This window comes from Pseudokordiimonas caeni (genome assembly GCF_026719705.1).
Taxonomy (GTDB): domain Bacteria; phylum Pseudomonadota; class Alphaproteobacteria; order Sphingomonadales; family Kordiimonadaceae; genus Gimibacter; species Gimibacter caeni.
Map to the genome: position 1 here is coordinate 1,719,788 of NZ_JAPPRR010000001.1, position 16,765 is coordinate 1,736,552.

Genomic DNA, 16,765 nt, shown 5'->3' on the forward strand with positions numbered 1-16,765 from the left:
TGCTATGAACCTTTGGCATTTCAACATCAGGCACCTGCGTGCCCTTGTCGCCATATCCCGCCACGGGACGCTCTCGCGGGCTGCCCGTGCGGTCAGCCTTACGCAGCCAGCGGTGACACAGGCGATCAGCAAGCTCGAACGCCAGTTCGGCCTGCCGCTTTTCGTCCGCCGGCCCGATGGCATGGACGCGACGGAAGCGGCCCTGATCCTGCGCCCGCGTATCGAGAAGGCCCTTTCCCATATTGGATCGTCGCGGGTAACCACGACCCAGATGCGGGCGCTGGTTCTGGTCGCGGAAGCCGGCAGTTACAGCGAGGCAAGCCGCAAGGCCGGATTGACCGAAGCCTCGCTCCACCGCGCCCTCGCGGATCTTTCAGTGGCGACGGGTGAACGGCTGGTTGAACGGCGCGGCCGGGGCATCATGCTCACGGCGAAGGGCTTGGCCACTGCGCGGGCCTACCGCCTCGCCAACGTGGAAATTATCGCCGCTCTTTCAGAACTCGACGCCCTGAAAGGGTATGAAACCGGCCGGATTGCGATTGGCGCCATGCCACTTAGCCGAGCCAAATTACTGCCCGCAGCCATCGCGCTTTTTCACCAACGTTTCCCCGACGTCGACATAGTGGTCGCGGAAGGATCCCACAATGAACTGGTCGGCCCCTTGCGGGACGGCGAGCTGGATTTCATGATCGGCGCCCTGCGCACGCCCGATGCATTCAACGACCTGACACAGACCCATCTGTTCGTGGACCGGCCGGTCATTCTGGGGCGCAGCGGCCATCCGCTTACCGGCACCAGGCCTGACGCCGCGACACTTGCCGGATATCCCTGGATCGTGGCAGGCCCCGGCGCCCCGCTCCGCGCGCAGTGGGAGGAAATTTTCACCCACGCCGGCATCGCACCGCCCCATGTACCCATTGAGTGCGGGTCGGTGATCACGATCCGCCAACTTCTGATGACCGGCGATTTCCTGACCCTGCTGTCGCCCGATCAGGTGGCCGTGGAACTCGAAGCCGGATGGCTCGAAAGGGTCGCGCCGCCGCCTGTTGCCATCAGCCGCAATATCGGTGTGACGACGCGCCTCGACTGGACCCCGACCCCCAGCCAGCAGGCTTTCATGGAACTACTGATCGAACAGGCCACGCTCCATAACACTTCACAATAACTTATGACTAGAGCGACCTTCCGATTGGAAGCCTCAGCCGGCCTCGGCCTATGGTGTTTCCATGAAGCAGGATCTTGCCATCATTGGGTTCGGGGAAGCCGGCGAGACTTTCGCCGCTGCGGCCAATTGGCGCACCGACGCGCGGGTTTTTGATATTGCCACAACAGAGGCCGCATCTGCGGGCGCTATGCAGAACCGCTACAGCACTGCAGGCGTGCATGGCTGCACGAGCCTTGAAGACGCCATTGCAGGCCGGGCGGTTATCCTGAGCCTCGTGACGGCGGAATCATCGCTCGCTGTCGCCCGCAAGGCCGCAGGCCACATGGCTGCCGGCAGCCTGTATTTCGACATGAACTCGGTTTCGCCCGGCACCAAGCGGGAAGCTGCCGCCTTTATCGAGGGGGCGGGGGGCCGCTACGTGGATGTGGCGATCATGGCGCCGGTCAACCCCGCCCGTCTTGACGTCCCGCTTCTCGTGAGCGGCGACTGGGGTGCGGAAGCCGAAGCAAAGCTCACGGGCCTTGGCTTCAGGGCCGTCCGCCGCGTGGCAGGTGGCGTGGGCCGCGCCTCCGCCATCAAGATGGTCCGTTCGGTGATGATCAAGGGCATCGAGGCGCTGACTGCCGAATGCATGCTCGCCGCCAGTGCCGCAGGCGTTGTCGACGATGTCCTTGCCTCGCTTGGTGCCGAATGGGCAGACAAGGCGAATTACAATCTCGACCGCATGCTGGTGCATGGCCTGCGCCGCGCCGCCGAGATGGACGAAGTGGTCCGCACCCTTGACGAACTTGGCGTCGATCCCCTGATGACCCGCGGCACAGTGGTGCGCCAGCGCGCCCTTGGCAGCATGGGGCACAAAAAGCCGCCACAGAATCTGACCGCCAAACTGGCCCTAATCACCGGAAAGAAGGAGGCGGCTGAATGACCCTCGTCATTGATTGCCACGGCCATTACACCACAGCACCCGAACCGCACAATGAATGGCGTGAGGCCCAGAAGGCTGCCTTCAAAACGGGTGGGAGGCCCCCCGCCTACCCCGATATATCGGACGCTGAAATCATCGAGACGATCGAAAAGAACCAGTTAAAGCTGATCCGCGAGCGCGGCGCCGATATGACGATCTTTTCGCCTCGTGCATCCGCCATGGCGCACCATGTGGGCGATCAGGCGGTAAGCCAGGCTTGGTCCGAACACTGCAACAACCTGATCGCGCGGGTGGCGGGGCTCTATCCCGAGGTTTTCGCCCCCGTCTGCATGCTGCCGCAGTCGCCGGCGGCTGACCTGACAGCCTCCATCGCCGAGCTTGAGCGCTGTGTGACACAGCATGGCTTCATCGGCTGCAATCTCAATCCCGATCCGGGCGGCGGTCATTTCAACCACCCGCCGCTGACCGACCGCTACTGGTATCCGATCTACGAGAAGATGGTGGAGCTGGACGTACCCGCCATGATCCATGTCTCGGGCAGTTGCAACCCCGGCCTTCACGCCACCGGCGCCTTCTATATCGCCGCAGACAGCATCGCCTTCATGCAGCTGTTGCAGGGGGACCTGTTCAAGGACTTCCCGACGCTTCGCATGATCATCCCGCATGGCGGCGGCGCGGTGCCCTATCACTGGGGCCGCTATCGGGGCCTTGCCGACATGCTGAAAAAGCCGGCGCTTGATGGGCACCTGATGAACAATGTCTTTTTTGACACCTGCGTTTATCACCAGCCGGGGATCGACCTGCTGGCAAACGTGATCGACACCAAGAATATTCTTTTCGGATCCGAAATGGTTGGTGCGGTGCGCGGTATCGACCCGACCACCGGCCATTATTTCGATGATACCAAGCGCTATATCGATGCGCTTGATATACCGGATGCCGACCGGCACGCGATCTTCGAGGGCAATGCCCGGCGCGTCTTCCCGCGGCTTGACACGCAGTTGAAAGCGAGGGGCCTGTGACAACCGACATCCACCAGTATCTGGCGTCTTTCGACGATATCCCCGGCACGCGGGTCTATACGGCTGCCCGCGCACGTCAGGGCTACCAGCTCAACCAGTTTGCCATGAGCCTGATGAAACCGGAAAACCGCGCCCGCTGGAAAGCGGATGAGCGCGCCTATCTGGCGGATTGGCCCATGACCGACGAGCAGAAGCAGGCAGTCCTCGACCGCGACTACAATCGCCTCCTCGATCTTGGCGGCAACATCTATTTCCTCGCCAAGATATTTTCCACCGACGGGCTTTCCTTCGTGCAGGCGGTCTCGACCATGACCGGCATGAGTGTCGAAGATTATCAGGCCATGATGCTGGCGGGCGGGCGCTCCCCCGAAGGCTTGCGCTCGAAGAAGGAGAAACGTTGATGGCGCGGATAACAGCAGGCGTGGGAACCAGCCACGTGCCCGCAATCGGTGCGGCAATCGATCTGAAGAAGACCGGTGAAGAATACTGGAAACCAGTGTTCGCGGGCTATGAATGGTCAAAAAGCTGGATCGGGACCGAGAAGCCGGACGTCGTCGTCCTCGTCTACAACGATCATGCATCCGCCTTCGACATGAAGATCATCCCGACCTTCGCCATCGGCTGCGGCGAACGCTTCGCCCCAGCGGATGAAGGCTGGGGGCCGAGGCCGGTGCCCGATGTGATCGGCCATCCCGACCTTGCCTGGCATATCGCCCAGAGCCTGATCCTCGACGAATTCGACATGACCATCATCAACGAGATGACGGTCGACCACGGACTGACGGTTCCCCTTTCGCTGATGTTCGGCGAGCCCGATGCCTGGCCCGTAAAGGTCGTCCCGCTTGCGGTCAATGTTGTCACCTACCCGCCGCCGACCGGCAATCGTTGCTGGGCACTTGGCGAAGCGATCCGGCGAGCTGTGAAAAGCTTCCCCGAAGACCTGAATGTGCAGGTCTGGGGCACAGGCGGCATGAGCCACCAGTTGCAGGGCCCCCGCGCCGGCCTCATCAACGCCGAATGGGACAATATGTTCCTCGATGGCCTGATCGGGGAAAGCGACGCGCTGCGCCACATTCCTCATATCGAATATCTGCGCGAAACGGGCTCGGAAGGCATCGAGATGGTCATGTGGCTGATCATGCGCGGCGCGCTCGGTCCCGCCACACGCTGCCTTCACCGCCATTATCATGTGCCCGCCAGCAACACGGCGGTCGGCCATATCGTTCTAGAACCAATCACAGGAGACTGACAATGCGGATCGCCCTCGCCGGTGCCGGCGCCTTCGGAGAGAAGCACCTTGACGGCCTCAGGAAAATCGACGGCGTAACCGTCACCTCGCTCGTTGGCCGCCGGCTGGAGCCGACCCAGGCCATTGCCGAGAAATACGGCATCCCCCATGCGACCACTGACCTTGCTGAAACACTGTCCCGCGACGACGTGGACGCGGTGATCCTGTGTACGCCGACACAGATGCATGCCGCACAAGCCATCCAGTGCATGGATGCCGGCAAGCATGTGCAGGTAGAAATCCCCCTCGCCGACAGCTGGGCGGATTCGGAAGCAGTGATGAAGAAGCAGCAGGAAACCGGCCTTGTCTGCATGGTCGGCCATACCCGCCGCTTCAACCCGTCGCACCAGTGGGTCCATAACCGCATCAAGGCGGGGGAACTGAATGTCCAGCAGATGGACGTGCAGACCTATTTCTTCCGCCGCCAGAACATGAACGCCAAAGGCGAGCCCAGAAGCTGGACGGACCATCTGCTGTGGCACCATGCCGCCCACACGGTCGACCTGTTTGGCTATCAGGCGGGGCCGGTGGTTGCCGGCAACATCCTGCAGGGGCCGATCCACCCCGAGCTTGGCATCGCCATGGATATGTCAATCCAGTTGAAGGCTGAAAGCGGGGCGATCTGCACCCTGTCGCTCAGCTTCAACAACGACGGGCCGCTTGGCACCTTCTTCCGCTACATCTGCGACAATGGCACCTATATCGCCCGCTATGACGATCTCGTCACCGGCCGAGAGGAAGCAATCGATGTGTCGAAGGTTGATGTCTCGATGAACGGGATCGAGCTGCAGGACCGCGAATTTATCGCCGCCATCCGTGAAGGGCGGGAACCCAATTCAAGCGTTGCCAAGGTCCTGCCCTGCTACAAGGTGCTACACGACCTTGAACAGCAACTGCGCAACGGAGGCTGATCATGGCCGGGGTCAAGACACAGGTTGCAATCATCGGCGCCGGGCCAGCCGGTCTTCTTCTGGCGCATCTCCTGAAAGCCGAAGGTATCGATTGCATCGTCGTCGAGCGGGTCAGCGGCGACTATGTGCTTGGCCGCATCCGGGCAGGCGTTCTGGAACAGGTAACGATCGACCTGATGGAACGGCTTGGCCTCGATACCCGCATGCAGGCAGAAGGCCTGTATCACGAAGGCTTCAATCTTGCCGATGGCAAGCGCCTGATCCATATCGATATTGCGGGCCTGACCGGTAAGCGGGTCATGGTTTACGGCCAGACGGAACTCACCCGCGACCTGATGGATGCCGCGAGCCCGCGAGGCGTCGAGATCATCTATGAAGCTGCCAATGTGGCACTCCATGATATCGAAACCGACACACCGTACATCACCTACACAAAAGACGGCCTCAACCACCGGATCAATGCCCGGTTCATCTGCGGCTGCGACGGGTTCCACGGCCCTTCCCGGCAGGCCATCCCGAAAAGCGCCGGAACGGCCTACGAGCGGGTCTATCCCTTCGGCTGGCTCGGCATCCTTGCTGACGTGCCGCCATGCGAGGCCGAACTTATCTATGCAAACCACGAACGTGGCTTTGCGCTCGCCTCGATGCGGTCGACAACCCGCAGCCGCTATTATATCGATGTGCCGCTCAGTGAAACAGTCGATGACTGGCCGGATGAAAAGCTGTGGGACGAACTCGCCATTCGACTTGGCCCGGACGCCGCAGCCCATATCACGCGGGGGCCTGCCCTTGAAAAGTCCGTCGCGCCGCTCCGGTCTTTCGTGTTTGAGCCGATGCGATACGGCAGCCTGATGCTGGCGGGAGACGCCGCCCATATCGTTCCGCCGACCGGCGCCAAAGGGCTCAATCTGGCTGCATCCGATGTTGCCTATCTGTCCGATGGGCTGATAGCTTATTTCAACAGGCAGGACAGCACGCCGCTCGCCTCCTATTCCGAAAAGGCGCTTGCCCGTGTCTGGAAATCCGAACGCTTCTCCTGGTCCCTGACCCGGCTGATGCATCGCTTCCCGGAAGACGGGTCTTTCGAACGTGCCATGCAAGTGGCAGAACTTGATTATATTGCCTCATCAAAAGCGGCGCAGACCGCCATCGCGGAGAATTATGTCGGCCTGCCGCTCTGAGAAAGGAACAGAATGACCTCTCTTCCCATCCGCAAGATCGGCCCCTACCCCGTTTCCGCCATTGGCCTTGGCTGCATGAACCTGAGCCACGCCTACGGCATTGCGCCGCCCGAGGCAGATGGAATCCGTCTGCTGAACCACGCGCTTGACGCGGGTGTCACCTTTTTCGATACCGCAGCACTTTATGGCATGGGCGCCAACGAGCGGCTGGTGGGCAAGGCCATCATGCACCGCAAGGCCGAGTTTACCCTCGCCAGCAAATGCGTGCTTGATGTCTATGATGGTAAACGCGGCCTCAATGGGCGGCCGGATGCCATCCTGAAAACACTCGATCAGGCGCTTGTCCGGCTCGGTACCGATCATATCGATCTTTATTATCTGCACCGGCTGGACCGGAACGTACCGATCGAGGAATCGGTCGGCGCCCTTGCGCGCGCCAAGGAGGCCGGCAAGATCGGCGCCATCGGTGTATCCGAAATGTCGGCTCCGACCATCCGCCGCGCCCATGCGGAGCATCCGCTGGCAGCCGTACAAAGCGAATATTCGCCGTGGGTCAGGAATGTCGAGGTGGCGGTGCTGGATACCTGCCGGGAGCTTGGCATCGGCTTTGTCGCCTTTTCCACCGTTGCCCGGGGGTTTCTGGCCGGTGCCGTCAGTTCCCTCGATTTCGTGGAAGGTGATATCCGCACCAGCATGCCCCGCTTTCAGGAGCCGAATTTCACCCACAATCTGGCGCTTTTCGACCGCTTCAAGAAGGTGGCGATGGCGGCGGGCGTCACCCCGGCACAATTGTCACTCGCATGGGTATTGTCGCGCGGGGACCATATCGTGCCGATCCCCGGCACTCGCTCCATCGCTCATCTGGACGAGGACATTGTTGCCGCGTCACTTAGCATCGATGCAGAGGCACTGGCAGCCGTGGACGATATCTTCGCGCCCGGTGCCGTCGCTGGCCCGCGCTATTCCCCCGCCATGCAGGCACAGATCGATACCGAACTGTTGCCGGAAGAAGAAGCATGAAGTTGAAGGGGCCGACACCATCTGTGGGCCGGCCCCTTCAGCCTCTGACTATTCGGGCCTGACCATCATCAGCGCGTCAAGCGCAACTGCGCCTTCGCCCTCGGGATAGGCAACCACGGGATTGAGGTCGACTTCGGCAATCCTCGGCTCCGCCGCCATCAGCCGGCCAAGGCGGGAAATGATACCGGCAACGGCCCCGATATCCAGCCGCGGCGACCCCCGATAGCCTTCAAGAAGCGGCGCCATCCTGAGTTTGCCGAGCTCGGCAACGATCTCATCCAAGGGCAGGTCCGGCACCAGAAGGCGCGTGTCCTTCATGATTTCAGCGGTCACGCCGCCGACACCAACGAGTACGACTGCCCCCCAGTCCGGATCGTTGCGGGCCCCGATGATCATTTCAAAGCCGCGCTTGCCCATTCCTTCGACGAGCACGCCATCCAGCCTGATCGACGCATCATATGCTTTTACGCTTGCCTGCATCCGGGCCCAGGCCTCACGCACCGCCGCTACGCTTCCGCAATTCAGTTCCACCCCGCCAGCATCGCTTTTATGGCTGAGATCAGCGGACTGCGCCTTCAGCGCAACAGGGAACCCCAAACGTTCGGCAGCCGCGACCGCCTCTTCAACGGTCGAGGCAAACTGGCCGGCAGGGAAAGCGATGCCGTGGGGCTTCAGTATCTCCTTCGCCTTGTATTCCGGGATCACACCGCCTTCAGGCGGCAGCGCAGAAGACGGTACATGCGTGGCCAGTGCTTGCGCAAAGCTTCTGGCAGCCAGGTCATTCAACCGCTTCAATGCCCGGAAAACCCTTTCCGTTGACGGGAAATAGGGAATTCCCAACCGGCGAAGATCGGCAATGAAGGCGGCCGGAATATCGCCTCCTTCATCAAGCCCCGCAAATATCACAGGCTTTTGCGGCTTCAGTTCGGATACCGCCTTCAATATCGGCGGCAACTTGATGCCCGAAGTCACAGGGTCTGTCTGAATGATGCCCACAACGATGCTGCCGAACCGGTCGTCATCAAAAAGTGCGGCGAGCGTGCGGAAATAGAGATCGGGGTCAACGAGCCCTTGGGCGGTCAGATCCAAAGGATTGCTGACCTCGACAAATTCGGGGAGTGCCGCCCTCAAGGCTGGCGAGTCTGCTGCCGTGGCCTTTGGCAGGTCGACACCCAGCGTTTCGCACAGATCGTAGGTCAGCGCCTTGAAGGCGCCGGACTCGCCAAGTACAGCGGCGCCGCCTTTGGGCATTGCCGGGCAGCGCACGATGATCTCGGCAATGTCCGCCAGTTCCTCGAGTGTTTCGGCGAAGATGACCCCGGCCCGTTCCACCTTCGTGCGCATGACGGCATAATCGCCCGCCAGCGCACCGGTGTGGGTCGCCGCAGACTCTCTCGCGGCACTGCTTTTACCGGGATGCAAGAGCACGATTGTCTTGCCGGCATCGCGGGCGCGGTGGGCAGCTGCCAGAAACCGCTGCGGTTTCCGGAACTGTTCCACCAGCATCACGATCACACGCGTGGCGGCATCGCCAACGAGATAATCGACATAATCTTCAACGCCGCTCGCCGCCTCATTCCCGGTGGAAACGGAGAAGGTGAGGCCAAGATCGCGGCTAGCTATCGTCGTGCCAAGGACCGCCGCCATGGCGCCGCTTTGCGACACGATACCGATCCCCGGCCGGTCACCGGGCGGCTTCGCCTTCGTCTCCACAAAGGTGAGCGGGATGCCATCGACATAATTGACAAGGCCAAGGCAGTTCGGGCCTTCAACGACCATGCCGGCGTCCCTTGCGATCCGCGCGATTTCGCGTTGCTCCGCCAGGCCTTCCTCGCCGCCTTCGGCAAAGCCGGCGGAAAAGATGACCACTGACCCGACCTTGGCGGCCGCGAGCGCCTTCATGCTGTCAAGAACGGCCGCACGCGGGATGGCGAGCACAGCGGCATCCACCCCGGACGGCAGCTGATCGATCGAGGCAAGACAGGGACGACCGTTGATTTCGTCCCTTTTCGGATTGATCAGGTGGATATCGCCCGCGAACCCGTTGTTATCGAGATTGGCGAGAACGGATGCCCCAAGCGCCCCGCGCTTTTCCGATGCCCCGACAATCACCACGGATCGCGGCCTGAGGAGGCGCTCGACCGCAGCGCGCGGCAACGCATCCTGTTCGAACTCTGAAATTTCAGGCATGCGGTTACCTGTTTTTATCGTAAGCGCCGAGGCCGGGCTTGTATGACTTTTCATCGATGAACTGACGAATCCCTTCCTTGCGGCCTTCGTTGTCGAAGCTGTTGGCAGCTTCCTGGGCACGAACAAGGAAATCCTCGGCATTATCGTAGGTCATTTCACGAACCCGGCGAATGGCATCCTTGGTGGCCTTCAGCGCGACCGGGTTTTTCCCAAGTAGCACCTTGGCAACCTCGGTGACCCGCGCCTTCAGGTTCGAAAGCGGCAGCGCCTCGTTCACCAATCCCCATTCGGCGGCCGTCTTGCCGTCGATATTCTCGCCCATCATGGCGTGGTACATGGCGCGGCGGAAGGAGACGAGCTCGGCAATCACTTTCGAGGCGCCGCCACCCGGCAGGATGCCCCAGTTGATTTCCGACAGGCCGAACTGGGCTTCCTCGGCCGCAAAGGCGAGGTCACAGGCAAAGAGCGGGCCGTAGCCGCCGCCGAAGCACCAGCCGTTGACCATGGCGATAGTCGGCTTCTGGTACCAGCGCAGACGGCGCCACCAGCCGTAGGATTCCCGCTGGGCATTCCGCACGGCACCAAGGCCTTTGGCCTCGTTCTCCCGGAAATATTCCTTCAGGTCCATGCCCGCGCTCCAGGCCGTTCCTTCGCCGGTCAGGACAAGCACGCCCACGTCATCGCGGAATTCCAGATCATCCAGCACCCGCATCATCTGGCGATTGAGTTTCGGGCTCATACAATTGCGTTTCTCGGGGCGATTGAAGCTCACCCACGCGATGCCGTCCTCGATGGTAACGGCGACTGTGTCTTCTTCCAGACGTTCGGTTGTCATTGTTTCAACTCCTTGGAAATCTTTGATCAAATGGGGAAATGGCCGGGTTGGGTTTCAACCGTGACCCAGCGAAGTTCTGTGAAGGCATCAATGCCTGCCTTGCCGCCAAAACGGCCATAGCCGGAGGCTTTGGTACCACCGAAAGGCATCTGCGCCTCGTCGTGCACGGTCGGCCCGTTGACGTGGCAGATGCCGGATTTTATCTGGCGCGCAACCCGGAGCCCGCGTGACGTATCGCGGGTGAAGACCGAAGCACTGAGGCCATATTCGGTGTCGTTGGCAAGCTCCACGGCGTGCGCCTCATCACGGGCACGCACCACTGCAACAACCGGCCCGAAGCTCTCCTCCCGGAACAGCCGCATCGCAGGCGTCACCTTGTCGACGACATGGGCGGGCATGATTACGCCGTTTGCAGCTCCGCCGTTGGCAAGCGAGGCACCTGCGGCCACCGCATCGTCGATCAATGACTGAACATGCCGGACCGTTTTCAGGTCGACCACGGCACCAAGGGGCGTTTTCCCTTCGCGCGGGTCACCCGCTGCCATGGTGGCGACCTTCGCCTTGAATTTCTCGACAAAGGCATCGGCAACCGCATCGACAACAATCAGGCGTTCCGTCGACATGCAAATCTGGCCCTGATTCATGAACGCCCCGAAGGCTGCCGCCTTCACGGCTTCGTCCAGATCGGCATCCTCCAGCACGATCAGGGGGGCCTTGCCGCCAAGTTCCAGAAGCACGGGCTTCAGATTTTCGGCCGCCCGCTTCGCGACAATGCGGCCGACAGCGGTAGAGCCGGTGAAATTGATGCGCCGGACCCCCGGATGGTCGATCAGGGTGCCAACCACTTCGCCAGCGTCCGCCGGCGCGTTGGTGACGATATTGACAGTGCCGTCCGGCAATCCGGCTTCGGCGAAAGCATCGATGATAAGGCTGTGGGTCCGCGGGCACACCTCGGAAGCCTTGAGGATCACACTGTTGCCGCAGGCAAGCGGCACGGCAATCGCCCGCACCCCGAGGATGATCGGCGCGTTCCAGGGTGCGATACCAAGCACGACCCCTGCAGGCTCCCGCAGGGCCATGGCGATACAGCCCGGCTTGTCGGACGGGATCACCTCGCCCGAAATCTGGGTCGTCAGCGCGGCGGCCTCGCGTACCATGCTACTGGCGAGCATCAGGTTGAACCGTGCCCAGCCCTCGGTAGCGCCAATCTCGCCCATCATCGCATCGACAAAGTCGTTTGCACGAGCATCGAGGGCTGCAGCCGCCTTCATCAGGAAGCCGCGGCGGGCGTTGGGGCCAAGGGTGCTCCATACCGGAAAGGCTTTTGCTGCCTTGTCGGCAACAGCGCCCGCCTCTGTGGCTGTCATCGCCTGAGCGGTGGTCGCCACCTCATTGGTGACGGGGTTGCGGCGCTCGAACGTCCTGGTCGCGCTTGTCTGTGTCATGTCGGTCCCCTCCAGGATCAATGTCTATTCTGTTGACGCAATGCTTGGTGTTTCATGGATCGGTGGATTGCCGGGCCGGCCGCAGGGCAAATATCGCGGCGGCGGCGATGAGCGACCCTGCCGCCATCGCGACAGAAACGCCTCCAAGGCCATAACCCAGCGTGAAAAGAAGCCCGGCAATCACAGGCCCGAGTGCTGCACCGCCACGGCCAATGCCGATGATGAGGCCGGTTCCCCCGGCCCTCAGCGAAGCCGGATAAGCCTGCGCGATCAGCGCATAGAGGCCAACGACGCCGGCGTTGGTGCAAAAGCCCACGACAGCGGCAACGAACGACAGGCCCGCAAGTTCGCTCTGCCCCAGCCCGAAATAAATCACCGCCAGAACCGATGCCGCCATCGCGCCGATCACCAGCAACCGCGTACTGATCCGCAAGCTGAAAATGCCAAGAAGGAAAGCCCCGGCGAGGCCGCCGATATTGGCCGCCACGAGCACGGCGCCCGCTTCCGAAGGTGCATAGCCCATATCGACAACGATCTTCGGGATCCATTTCAGGATGAAATAGAAGGTCATGATGTGGGTGAAATAAGCGAGCGTCAGCAGGATTGTCGGGCCGGCATAGGCACCGGAGAACAATGCCGTCACACCGCCGCGCTGGTTCGCGCTCGCCTGCGGCGGCGCCAACCGTGTCACGGTGGCATGGCCAAGCCGCTTCAGCACCGCATTGATGCGCGCAATCGGACGTTCCTGCTGCTTCTTCTGCATCAGATAGTCGATGGACTCCGGCAGCAGGAACCATGTCAGCGGCAACATCAAAGCCGTCATGATCGTGCCAAGCACGAAGACGTCCCGCCAGTTGCCATCCACGAGCAGCATGGAGGCGAGCGCACCGCCAACGATGGCGCCGATCGGGTAACCCGCAGCCATCGCGGTAACCGCAAAACTCCGCCAGCGATCATTCGCGAACTCTGCTGCCATCGCATTCGTGCTGGCCAGCATGCCGCCAATGCCCACGCCGGTTATCAGCCGGACAATCGACAGCATCAGGATACTGGTGGTGAAAATCGCACTGCCCATCCCGATGGTCATGATCACGAGACAGATCAGAATGGTCGGGCGGCGACCTATGCGGTCGGCAAAATGCCCGAGGGTGATCGATCCGACGGACATGCCGAACAATTCCATCGACAGCACAAGGCCAAGGGCCGCGCGGTCAATTCCCCACTCCGCCGCAATCCCCGGTGACGCAAAACTGATCGACAGAACGTCAAAACCATCAAGCGCTGTCAGCAGAACACAAAGCACCACGACAACGACCTGCATGCCCTTCATCGGCGACCTGGCAAGCACCGATCTCGGATCTTCATCGAAACTCATAAGTTATCCCCAACAGCAGGCACCGGCGCGGCCGCACACCTGTCTTTCCCATCCCGACTCAATTAGTATGCTTATGATACAATTGTGTCAACATACATAACCGATCTGCAACTATAGCCATATTTTCAAGGCTTTACTGGCTTCAGGCCTTCGGCTTGCTACGAACCGATGTCCGTACCTTGCTCAGCAAACGACGAAGCTCTGCCCGCTCGTCGGCACTCAGATCGCCGAAGGCGTGCTGGTCGTGAAGCGCCGTCGCCTGCTCCACCTTTTCCTGCAACACGAGGCCGGCGGGCGTCATGTGAAGCGCATTGCTGCGGCGGTCCCGCCCCGGCCTTCTTTCGACAGCGCCAAGGGCGACAAGCTGGTCGACAAGCTTCATTGTGCTGGCCCGGTTGACCCCGAGCGCACGCCCGAGCGCCACCTGGTCGCATCCTTCATGCAGCGCCACATAGAAAAGCGCCGTTGCCCTCGCGGGCGTCAGGCCATGCTCCGCCAGCTCCGCCGACAGAAGCGCCATGGTCGCCACATCGGTCTGGTGCAGTTGATAGCCAAGCCGCTTTGCAATGATGCCTAGTGAAGTTACGCCACTCATATTCTTGCCGGATCAAGTTGAAACCAAGCCCTGAACCTATGGACAATTGATGGCATGAACAAGTTTGAAATTGCGCCCTTGCGTGCACCGCTTCCCTTGTTCTCAAAGATCGGGATTGCTGCCCTTTCGGGCAGATCCCGATCTTTGATCCTTAGCCCTGCCGTCAGAACTCCAGACCGGCACTCAGGAACCAGGTGCGTTTCCGGGCATAGATGATTTCCGCATAACCGGTCGCCGTCGAGAGCGACGAGTTGCCCGCCACCGGATAAAGCTCGTCGGTCAGGTTCTCGATCCCGAACGTCAGGTTCCAGCCCCCCTCGCGCTCGGCAAGCCGGAGCGAGGCGTTGACAAGCGTTACACCCTTGTCCTGCGCGACCTCGATGCTGTTCGCAGCATCGAAGAACTGGGACGCGGTGTAGGACAGGTCAACCCGCGGGGTCAGTTCAAGATCGCCAGACAGCGGGAAGACATAGCTCACCCCGATATTGCCTTTCCATTTGGGCGTGAAGGGCAAGCGGTTGTCCGGGCCGACAGTCGCCGTGGTGCCGGGCACCTCGGTAATCTCGTCGATCTTGCTGTCCAGATAGCCGAGGCTGCCTTCGATCATGAACCGGTCGGTCGGCACGAAAGCCATCTCAAGCTCTGCCCCGTCGATCGTTGCCGAGCCTGCGTTGAACAGCAGCGGCACCACGCCAAGGCGGTAGATGAGCTGGATATCCTTGTATTTGGTGTGGAAAATCGCACCGTTCAGGCGGAAGACCCGGTTGACGTCTGCCTTGAAGCCTGCCTCCAGGTTGGTGGCGCGTTCCTCATCGAATGCAATCGGCAAAAAGCCCGGAGGCGGTGCGTTGTAGCGCTGGTTATAGCCACCGCTCTTGAAACCCTGCGACCAGCTTGCGTAAGTCATCAGCGAGTCAGACCAGCGATACTGTGCCTTGACCGTGCCCGTCATGGAGGAGAAATCCGTCTCGAACAGATCGGGCTCCACGAACAAGGTCGGCGTGCTGGATGGCAGCGGATCGGGATCCGGCAGGGTCGACGGGAAGATGTTGAAGGCGATGAGCTGCATCCCCTTCGTTTCCTCCGTATAGCGCAACCCGCCAGAAACCGAGAAGCGGTCGGACACATCATAAGTCCATTCCGTGAACCCGGCCCAGCTTTCGGTGCTGAGGTCCACAATCTGCAGGTCGCGTGAGCCTACACTTCCGGCAGCAACGGCACCCGGAGGGGCCCCGAGGAAGACTGTTACATAGTCATTGGTGTCTTCATCAAAATAATAGAGACCAGCCACACCGTGCAGCGCACCGAACTCGAACAGCGCCTGGAACTCTTGGCTAAACTGCTTGCTCACGCTCGAATAGTCGGTGGTCAGGATCGTGAACGGCGTGTTATCGGCATCCCGGACGCCGGACCAGGTAAGATCCCTGTATGCCGTGACCGACTTCAGCGAGAGATTGTCATTGACCGTCCAATCGATAACGCCGGAAAGGCCCCAGTTCTCGGTCTTGCTGCTCACATTTGCGTTGCCGCCGTTCGTGAACGGCCCGAGGTTCCAGAAATTGTTGGCGCACCGCGGATCATTGATCTCTGGCGTGCTCGGCGGCGGGAACGTTGCCCCCGGACACCCCGCACCAACACTGACGGCCGCGACGAACGCCGCATTGGGATTGATTTCCTTGAACACGAACGGCGAACCGTTCTCGTCGGCCTTGCTATAGTCAGCCCGAACGGTCACGGTGACATCTGCACTCGGCGTCCAGCGCAAAGCGCCCTTCAACGCCCAATTGTCGGTGTCACCAAGATCAAGGCCATCAACGAGGCGGGTGACATAGCCGTCGCGCGTACGTCGGCTTACCGACACGCGGCTCTTCAAAGTTTCGCCAAGCGGCAGGTCAGCCGCAACCGAAAACTCGCGCTGATCGTCACTACCGATCCGCACTTTCGCGCTGCCGCCAAGTTCATCACCCGGCGTGTTGGAGGTCAGAATCACAGCGCCGCCGATCGTGTTGCGGCCGAAAAGCGTACCTTGCGGCCCACGGAGGATCTGCACGTTAGCGACATCATTGAAATCCATCGCGCCACCGACCGACCGGCCCATATAGACATCGTCCACATAAATGCCAACGCCGGGATCAACGGCCCCTGTCGGGTCAACCTGCCCGATGCCGCGAATGAAGACCTGGGCCGCGGAGTTATTGCCCGAAAGCTGGCCGTAGCTTGTGAATTGCAGGCCCGGCGTGATGCGATCAAGGTCCGTCGTGCCGGTGATCTGCTGGCGCTCCAGCGCCTTTTCCGAGAAAGCAGATACGGCAATCGGCGTATCCTGCATGTTTTCTTCGCGCTTGCGCGCCGTCACCACGACTTCTTCGATCGTGATGACACCGGAATCTTCCTGCCCTGCCGCACTGGCAGCCGTTGCGGGCACCAGAAACGTGGCGGCCGCCATAACTGTGGATATGACATAAGTAGAACTGGCGCCGCGAAGGCGCGACTTGATGCTGGTCATGGACCCCTCCCCAATTGTTCCGCATCTCCCCTGCAGACCAGCCGGCTGCTATATTCCCTCAAAGCAACCATCGCCTGTCGAAGAGACCGCACCGAACACCCTCCCTGGCAGTCGGTTCGAAAATAGTATGACTAGGATACTGTCTGCATGCAATACTATTTATTGCATGCCTTGATCAGAAACGGCATGGATATGTACTGAATGGTCGCAATTGTGCGCCTGAACGACAGGAATCGGCCTTTTCCGACACTGGTGTTCGGCTTCCGAAACCAGCGCCGGTAACATCCCGACCGACATCAAGCCAGCA

General features: G+C 60.9%; 14 protein-coding genes. 8 read left to right on the plus strand and 6 right to left on the minus strand.

The annotated features are described in order from the left end of the window. Window positions 1–4 precede the first annotated feature (4 nt). The 8 genes from OU694_RS07800 to OU694_RS07835 all read left to right on the plus strand — a co-directional run bounded on the left by OU694_RS07800 (window position 5) and on the right by OU694_RS07835 (window position 7,512). A complete protein-coding gene (locus OU694_RS07800) occupies window positions 5–1,165 on the plus strand; it encodes a LysR substrate-binding domain-containing protein (RefSeq protein WP_308910419.1) in 1,161 nt (386 codons plus the stop codon). Between the two features lie 61 nt (window positions 1,166–1,226). Beyond that, complete coding sequence (locus OU694_RS07805; RefSeq protein ID WP_308910420.1) at window positions 1,227–2,090, plus strand: NAD(P)-dependent oxidoreductase; 864 nt, start codon at window positions 1,227–1,229, stop codon at window positions 2,088–2,090. Continuing rightward, window positions 2,087–3,112 (plus strand): amidohydrolase family protein, encoded by a 1,026-nt coding sequence (locus tag OU694_RS07810; protein WP_308910421.1) that lies wholly within the window; start codon window positions 2,087–2,089, stop codon window positions 3,110–3,112. The genes OU694_RS07805 and OU694_RS07810 overlap by 4 nt, the downstream gene beginning before the upstream one ends. Then, window positions 3,109–3,513 (plus strand): protocatechuate 4,5-dioxygenase subunit alpha, encoded by a 405-nt coding sequence (gene ligA, locus OU694_RS07815; protein ID WP_308910422.1) that lies wholly within the window; start codon window positions 3,109–3,111, stop codon window positions 3,511–3,513. The genes OU694_RS07810 and ligA overlap by 4 nt, the downstream gene beginning before the upstream one ends. After that, window positions 3,513–4,361: a class III extradiol dioxygenase subunit beta gene (locus OU694_RS07820; protein WP_308910423.1), complete on the plus strand. Its 849-nt coding sequence runs from the start codon at window positions 3,513–3,515 to the stop codon at window positions 4,359–4,361. Before ligA ends, OU694_RS07820 begins: the two co-directional genes overlap by 1 nt. A 2-nt stretch (window positions 4,362–4,363) precedes the next feature. Next, window positions 4,364–5,311: a Gfo/Idh/MocA family oxidoreductase gene (locus tag OU694_RS07825; RefSeq protein ID WP_308910424.1), complete on the plus strand. Its 948-nt coding sequence runs from the start codon at window positions 4,364–4,366 to the stop codon at window positions 5,309–5,311. 2 nt (window positions 5,312–5,313) lie between these two features. Then, entirely contained in the window at window positions 5,314–6,492 is a 1,179-nt protein-coding gene (gene pobA / locus OU694_RS07830; protein ID WP_308910425.1) for a 4-hydroxybenzoate 3-monooxygenase, read from the plus strand. 12 nt (window positions 6,493–6,504) lie between these two features. Further along, window positions 6,505–7,512, plus strand: coding sequence for an aldo/keto reductase (locus OU694_RS07835; RefSeq protein ID WP_308910426.1), 1,008 nt, complete (start codon window positions 6,505–6,507; stop codon window positions 7,510–7,512). Between the two features lie 48 nt (window positions 7,513–7,560). Here the strand turns inward: OU694_RS07835 and OU694_RS07840 are convergent, their stop codons facing one another. The 6 genes from OU694_RS07840 to OU694_RS07865 form a co-directional block, all read right to left on the minus strand. Continuing rightward, window positions 7,561–9,702 (minus strand): acetate--CoA ligase family protein, encoded by a 2,142-nt coding sequence (locus tag OU694_RS07840; RefSeq protein WP_308910427.1) that lies wholly within the window; start codon window positions 9,700–9,702, stop codon window positions 7,561–7,563. Window positions 9,703–9,706: 4 nt separating this feature from the next. Further along, window positions 9,707–10,537 carry a p-hydroxycinnamoyl CoA hydratase/lyase gene (locus tag OU694_RS07845; RefSeq protein WP_308910428.1) on the minus strand — a complete coding sequence of 277 codons (831 nt, stop codon included), beginning with the start codon at window positions 10,535–10,537 and terminating at the stop codon, window positions 9,707–9,709. Between the two features lie 26 nt (window positions 10,538–10,563). Continuing rightward, window positions 10,564–11,982: an aldehyde dehydrogenase gene (locus tag OU694_RS07850; protein WP_308910429.1), complete on the minus strand. Its 1,419-nt coding sequence runs from the start codon at window positions 11,980–11,982 to the stop codon at window positions 10,564–10,566. Between the two features lie 52 nt (window positions 11,983–12,034). Further along, a complete protein-coding gene (locus OU694_RS07855) occupies window positions 12,035–13,357 on the minus strand; it encodes an MFS transporter (RefSeq protein ID WP_308910430.1) in 1,323 nt (440 codons plus the stop codon). A 142-nt stretch (window positions 13,358–13,499) separates the two neighbouring features. Continuing rightward, window positions 13,500–13,952: a MarR family winged helix-turn-helix transcriptional regulator gene (locus OU694_RS07860; protein ID WP_289502946.1), complete on the minus strand. Its 453-nt coding sequence runs from the start codon at window positions 13,950–13,952 to the stop codon at window positions 13,500–13,502. A gap of 163 nt (window positions 13,953–14,115) precedes the next feature. Further along, entirely contained in the window at window positions 14,116–16,458 is a 2,343-nt protein-coding gene (locus OU694_RS07865; protein ID WP_308910431.1) for a TonB-dependent receptor, read from the minus strand. Window positions 16,459–16,765 lie beyond the last annotated feature (307 nt).

What these genes read in the sequence shown, in the direction of transcription:
- OU694_RS07865 (WP_308910431.1), bottom strand. Translation starts at nt 16,458, where the DNA reads ATGACCAGCATCAAGTCGCGCCTTCGCGGCGCCAGTTCTACTTATGTC.
- OU694_RS07805 (WP_308910420.1), top strand. Translation starts at nt 1,227, where the DNA reads ATGAAGCAGGATCTTGCCATCATTGGGTTCGGGGAAGCCGGCGAGACT.
- OU694_RS07835 (WP_308910426.1), top strand. Translation starts at nt 6,505, where the DNA reads ATGACCTCTCTTCCCATCCGCAAGATCGGCCCCTACCCCGTTTCCGCC.
- OU694_RS07860 (WP_289502946.1), bottom strand. Translation starts at nt 13,952, where the DNA reads ATGAGTGGCGTAACTTCACTAGGCATCATTGCAAAGCGGCTTGGCTAT.
- OU694_RS07825 (WP_308910424.1), top strand. Translation starts at nt 4,364, where the DNA reads ATGCGGATCGCCCTCGCCGGTGCCGGCGCCTTCGGAGAGAAGCACCTT.
- OU694_RS07810 (WP_308910421.1), top strand. Translation starts at nt 2,087, where the DNA reads ATGACCCTCGTCATTGATTGCCACGGCCATTACACCACAGCACCCGAA.
- OU694_RS07820 (WP_308910423.1), top strand. Translation starts at nt 3,513, where the DNA reads ATGGCGCGGATAACAGCAGGCGTGGGAACCAGCCACGTGCCCGCAATC.
- OU694_RS07850 (WP_308910429.1), bottom strand. Translation starts at nt 11,982, where the DNA reads ATGACACAGACAAGCGCGACCAGGACGTTCGAGCGCCGCAACCCCGTC.
- OU694_RS07800 (WP_308910419.1), top strand. Translation starts at nt 5, where the DNA reads ATGAACCTTTGGCATTTCAACATCAGGCACCTGCGTGCCCTTGTCGCC.
- pobA (WP_308910425.1), top strand. Translation starts at nt 5,314, where the DNA reads ATGGCCGGGGTCAAGACACAGGTTGCAATCATCGGCGCCGGGCCAGCC.
- OU694_RS07855 (WP_308910430.1), bottom strand. Translation starts at nt 13,357, where the DNA reads ATGAGTTTCGATGAAGATCCGAGATCGGTGCTTGCCAGGTCGCCGATG.
- OU694_RS07845 (WP_308910428.1), bottom strand. Translation starts at nt 10,537, where the DNA reads ATGACAACCGAACGTCTGGAAGAAGACACAGTCGCCGTTACCATCGAG.
- OU694_RS07840 (WP_308910427.1), bottom strand. Translation starts at nt 9,702, where the DNA reads ATGCCTGAAATTTCAGAGTTCGAACAGGATGCGTTGCCGCGCGCTGCG.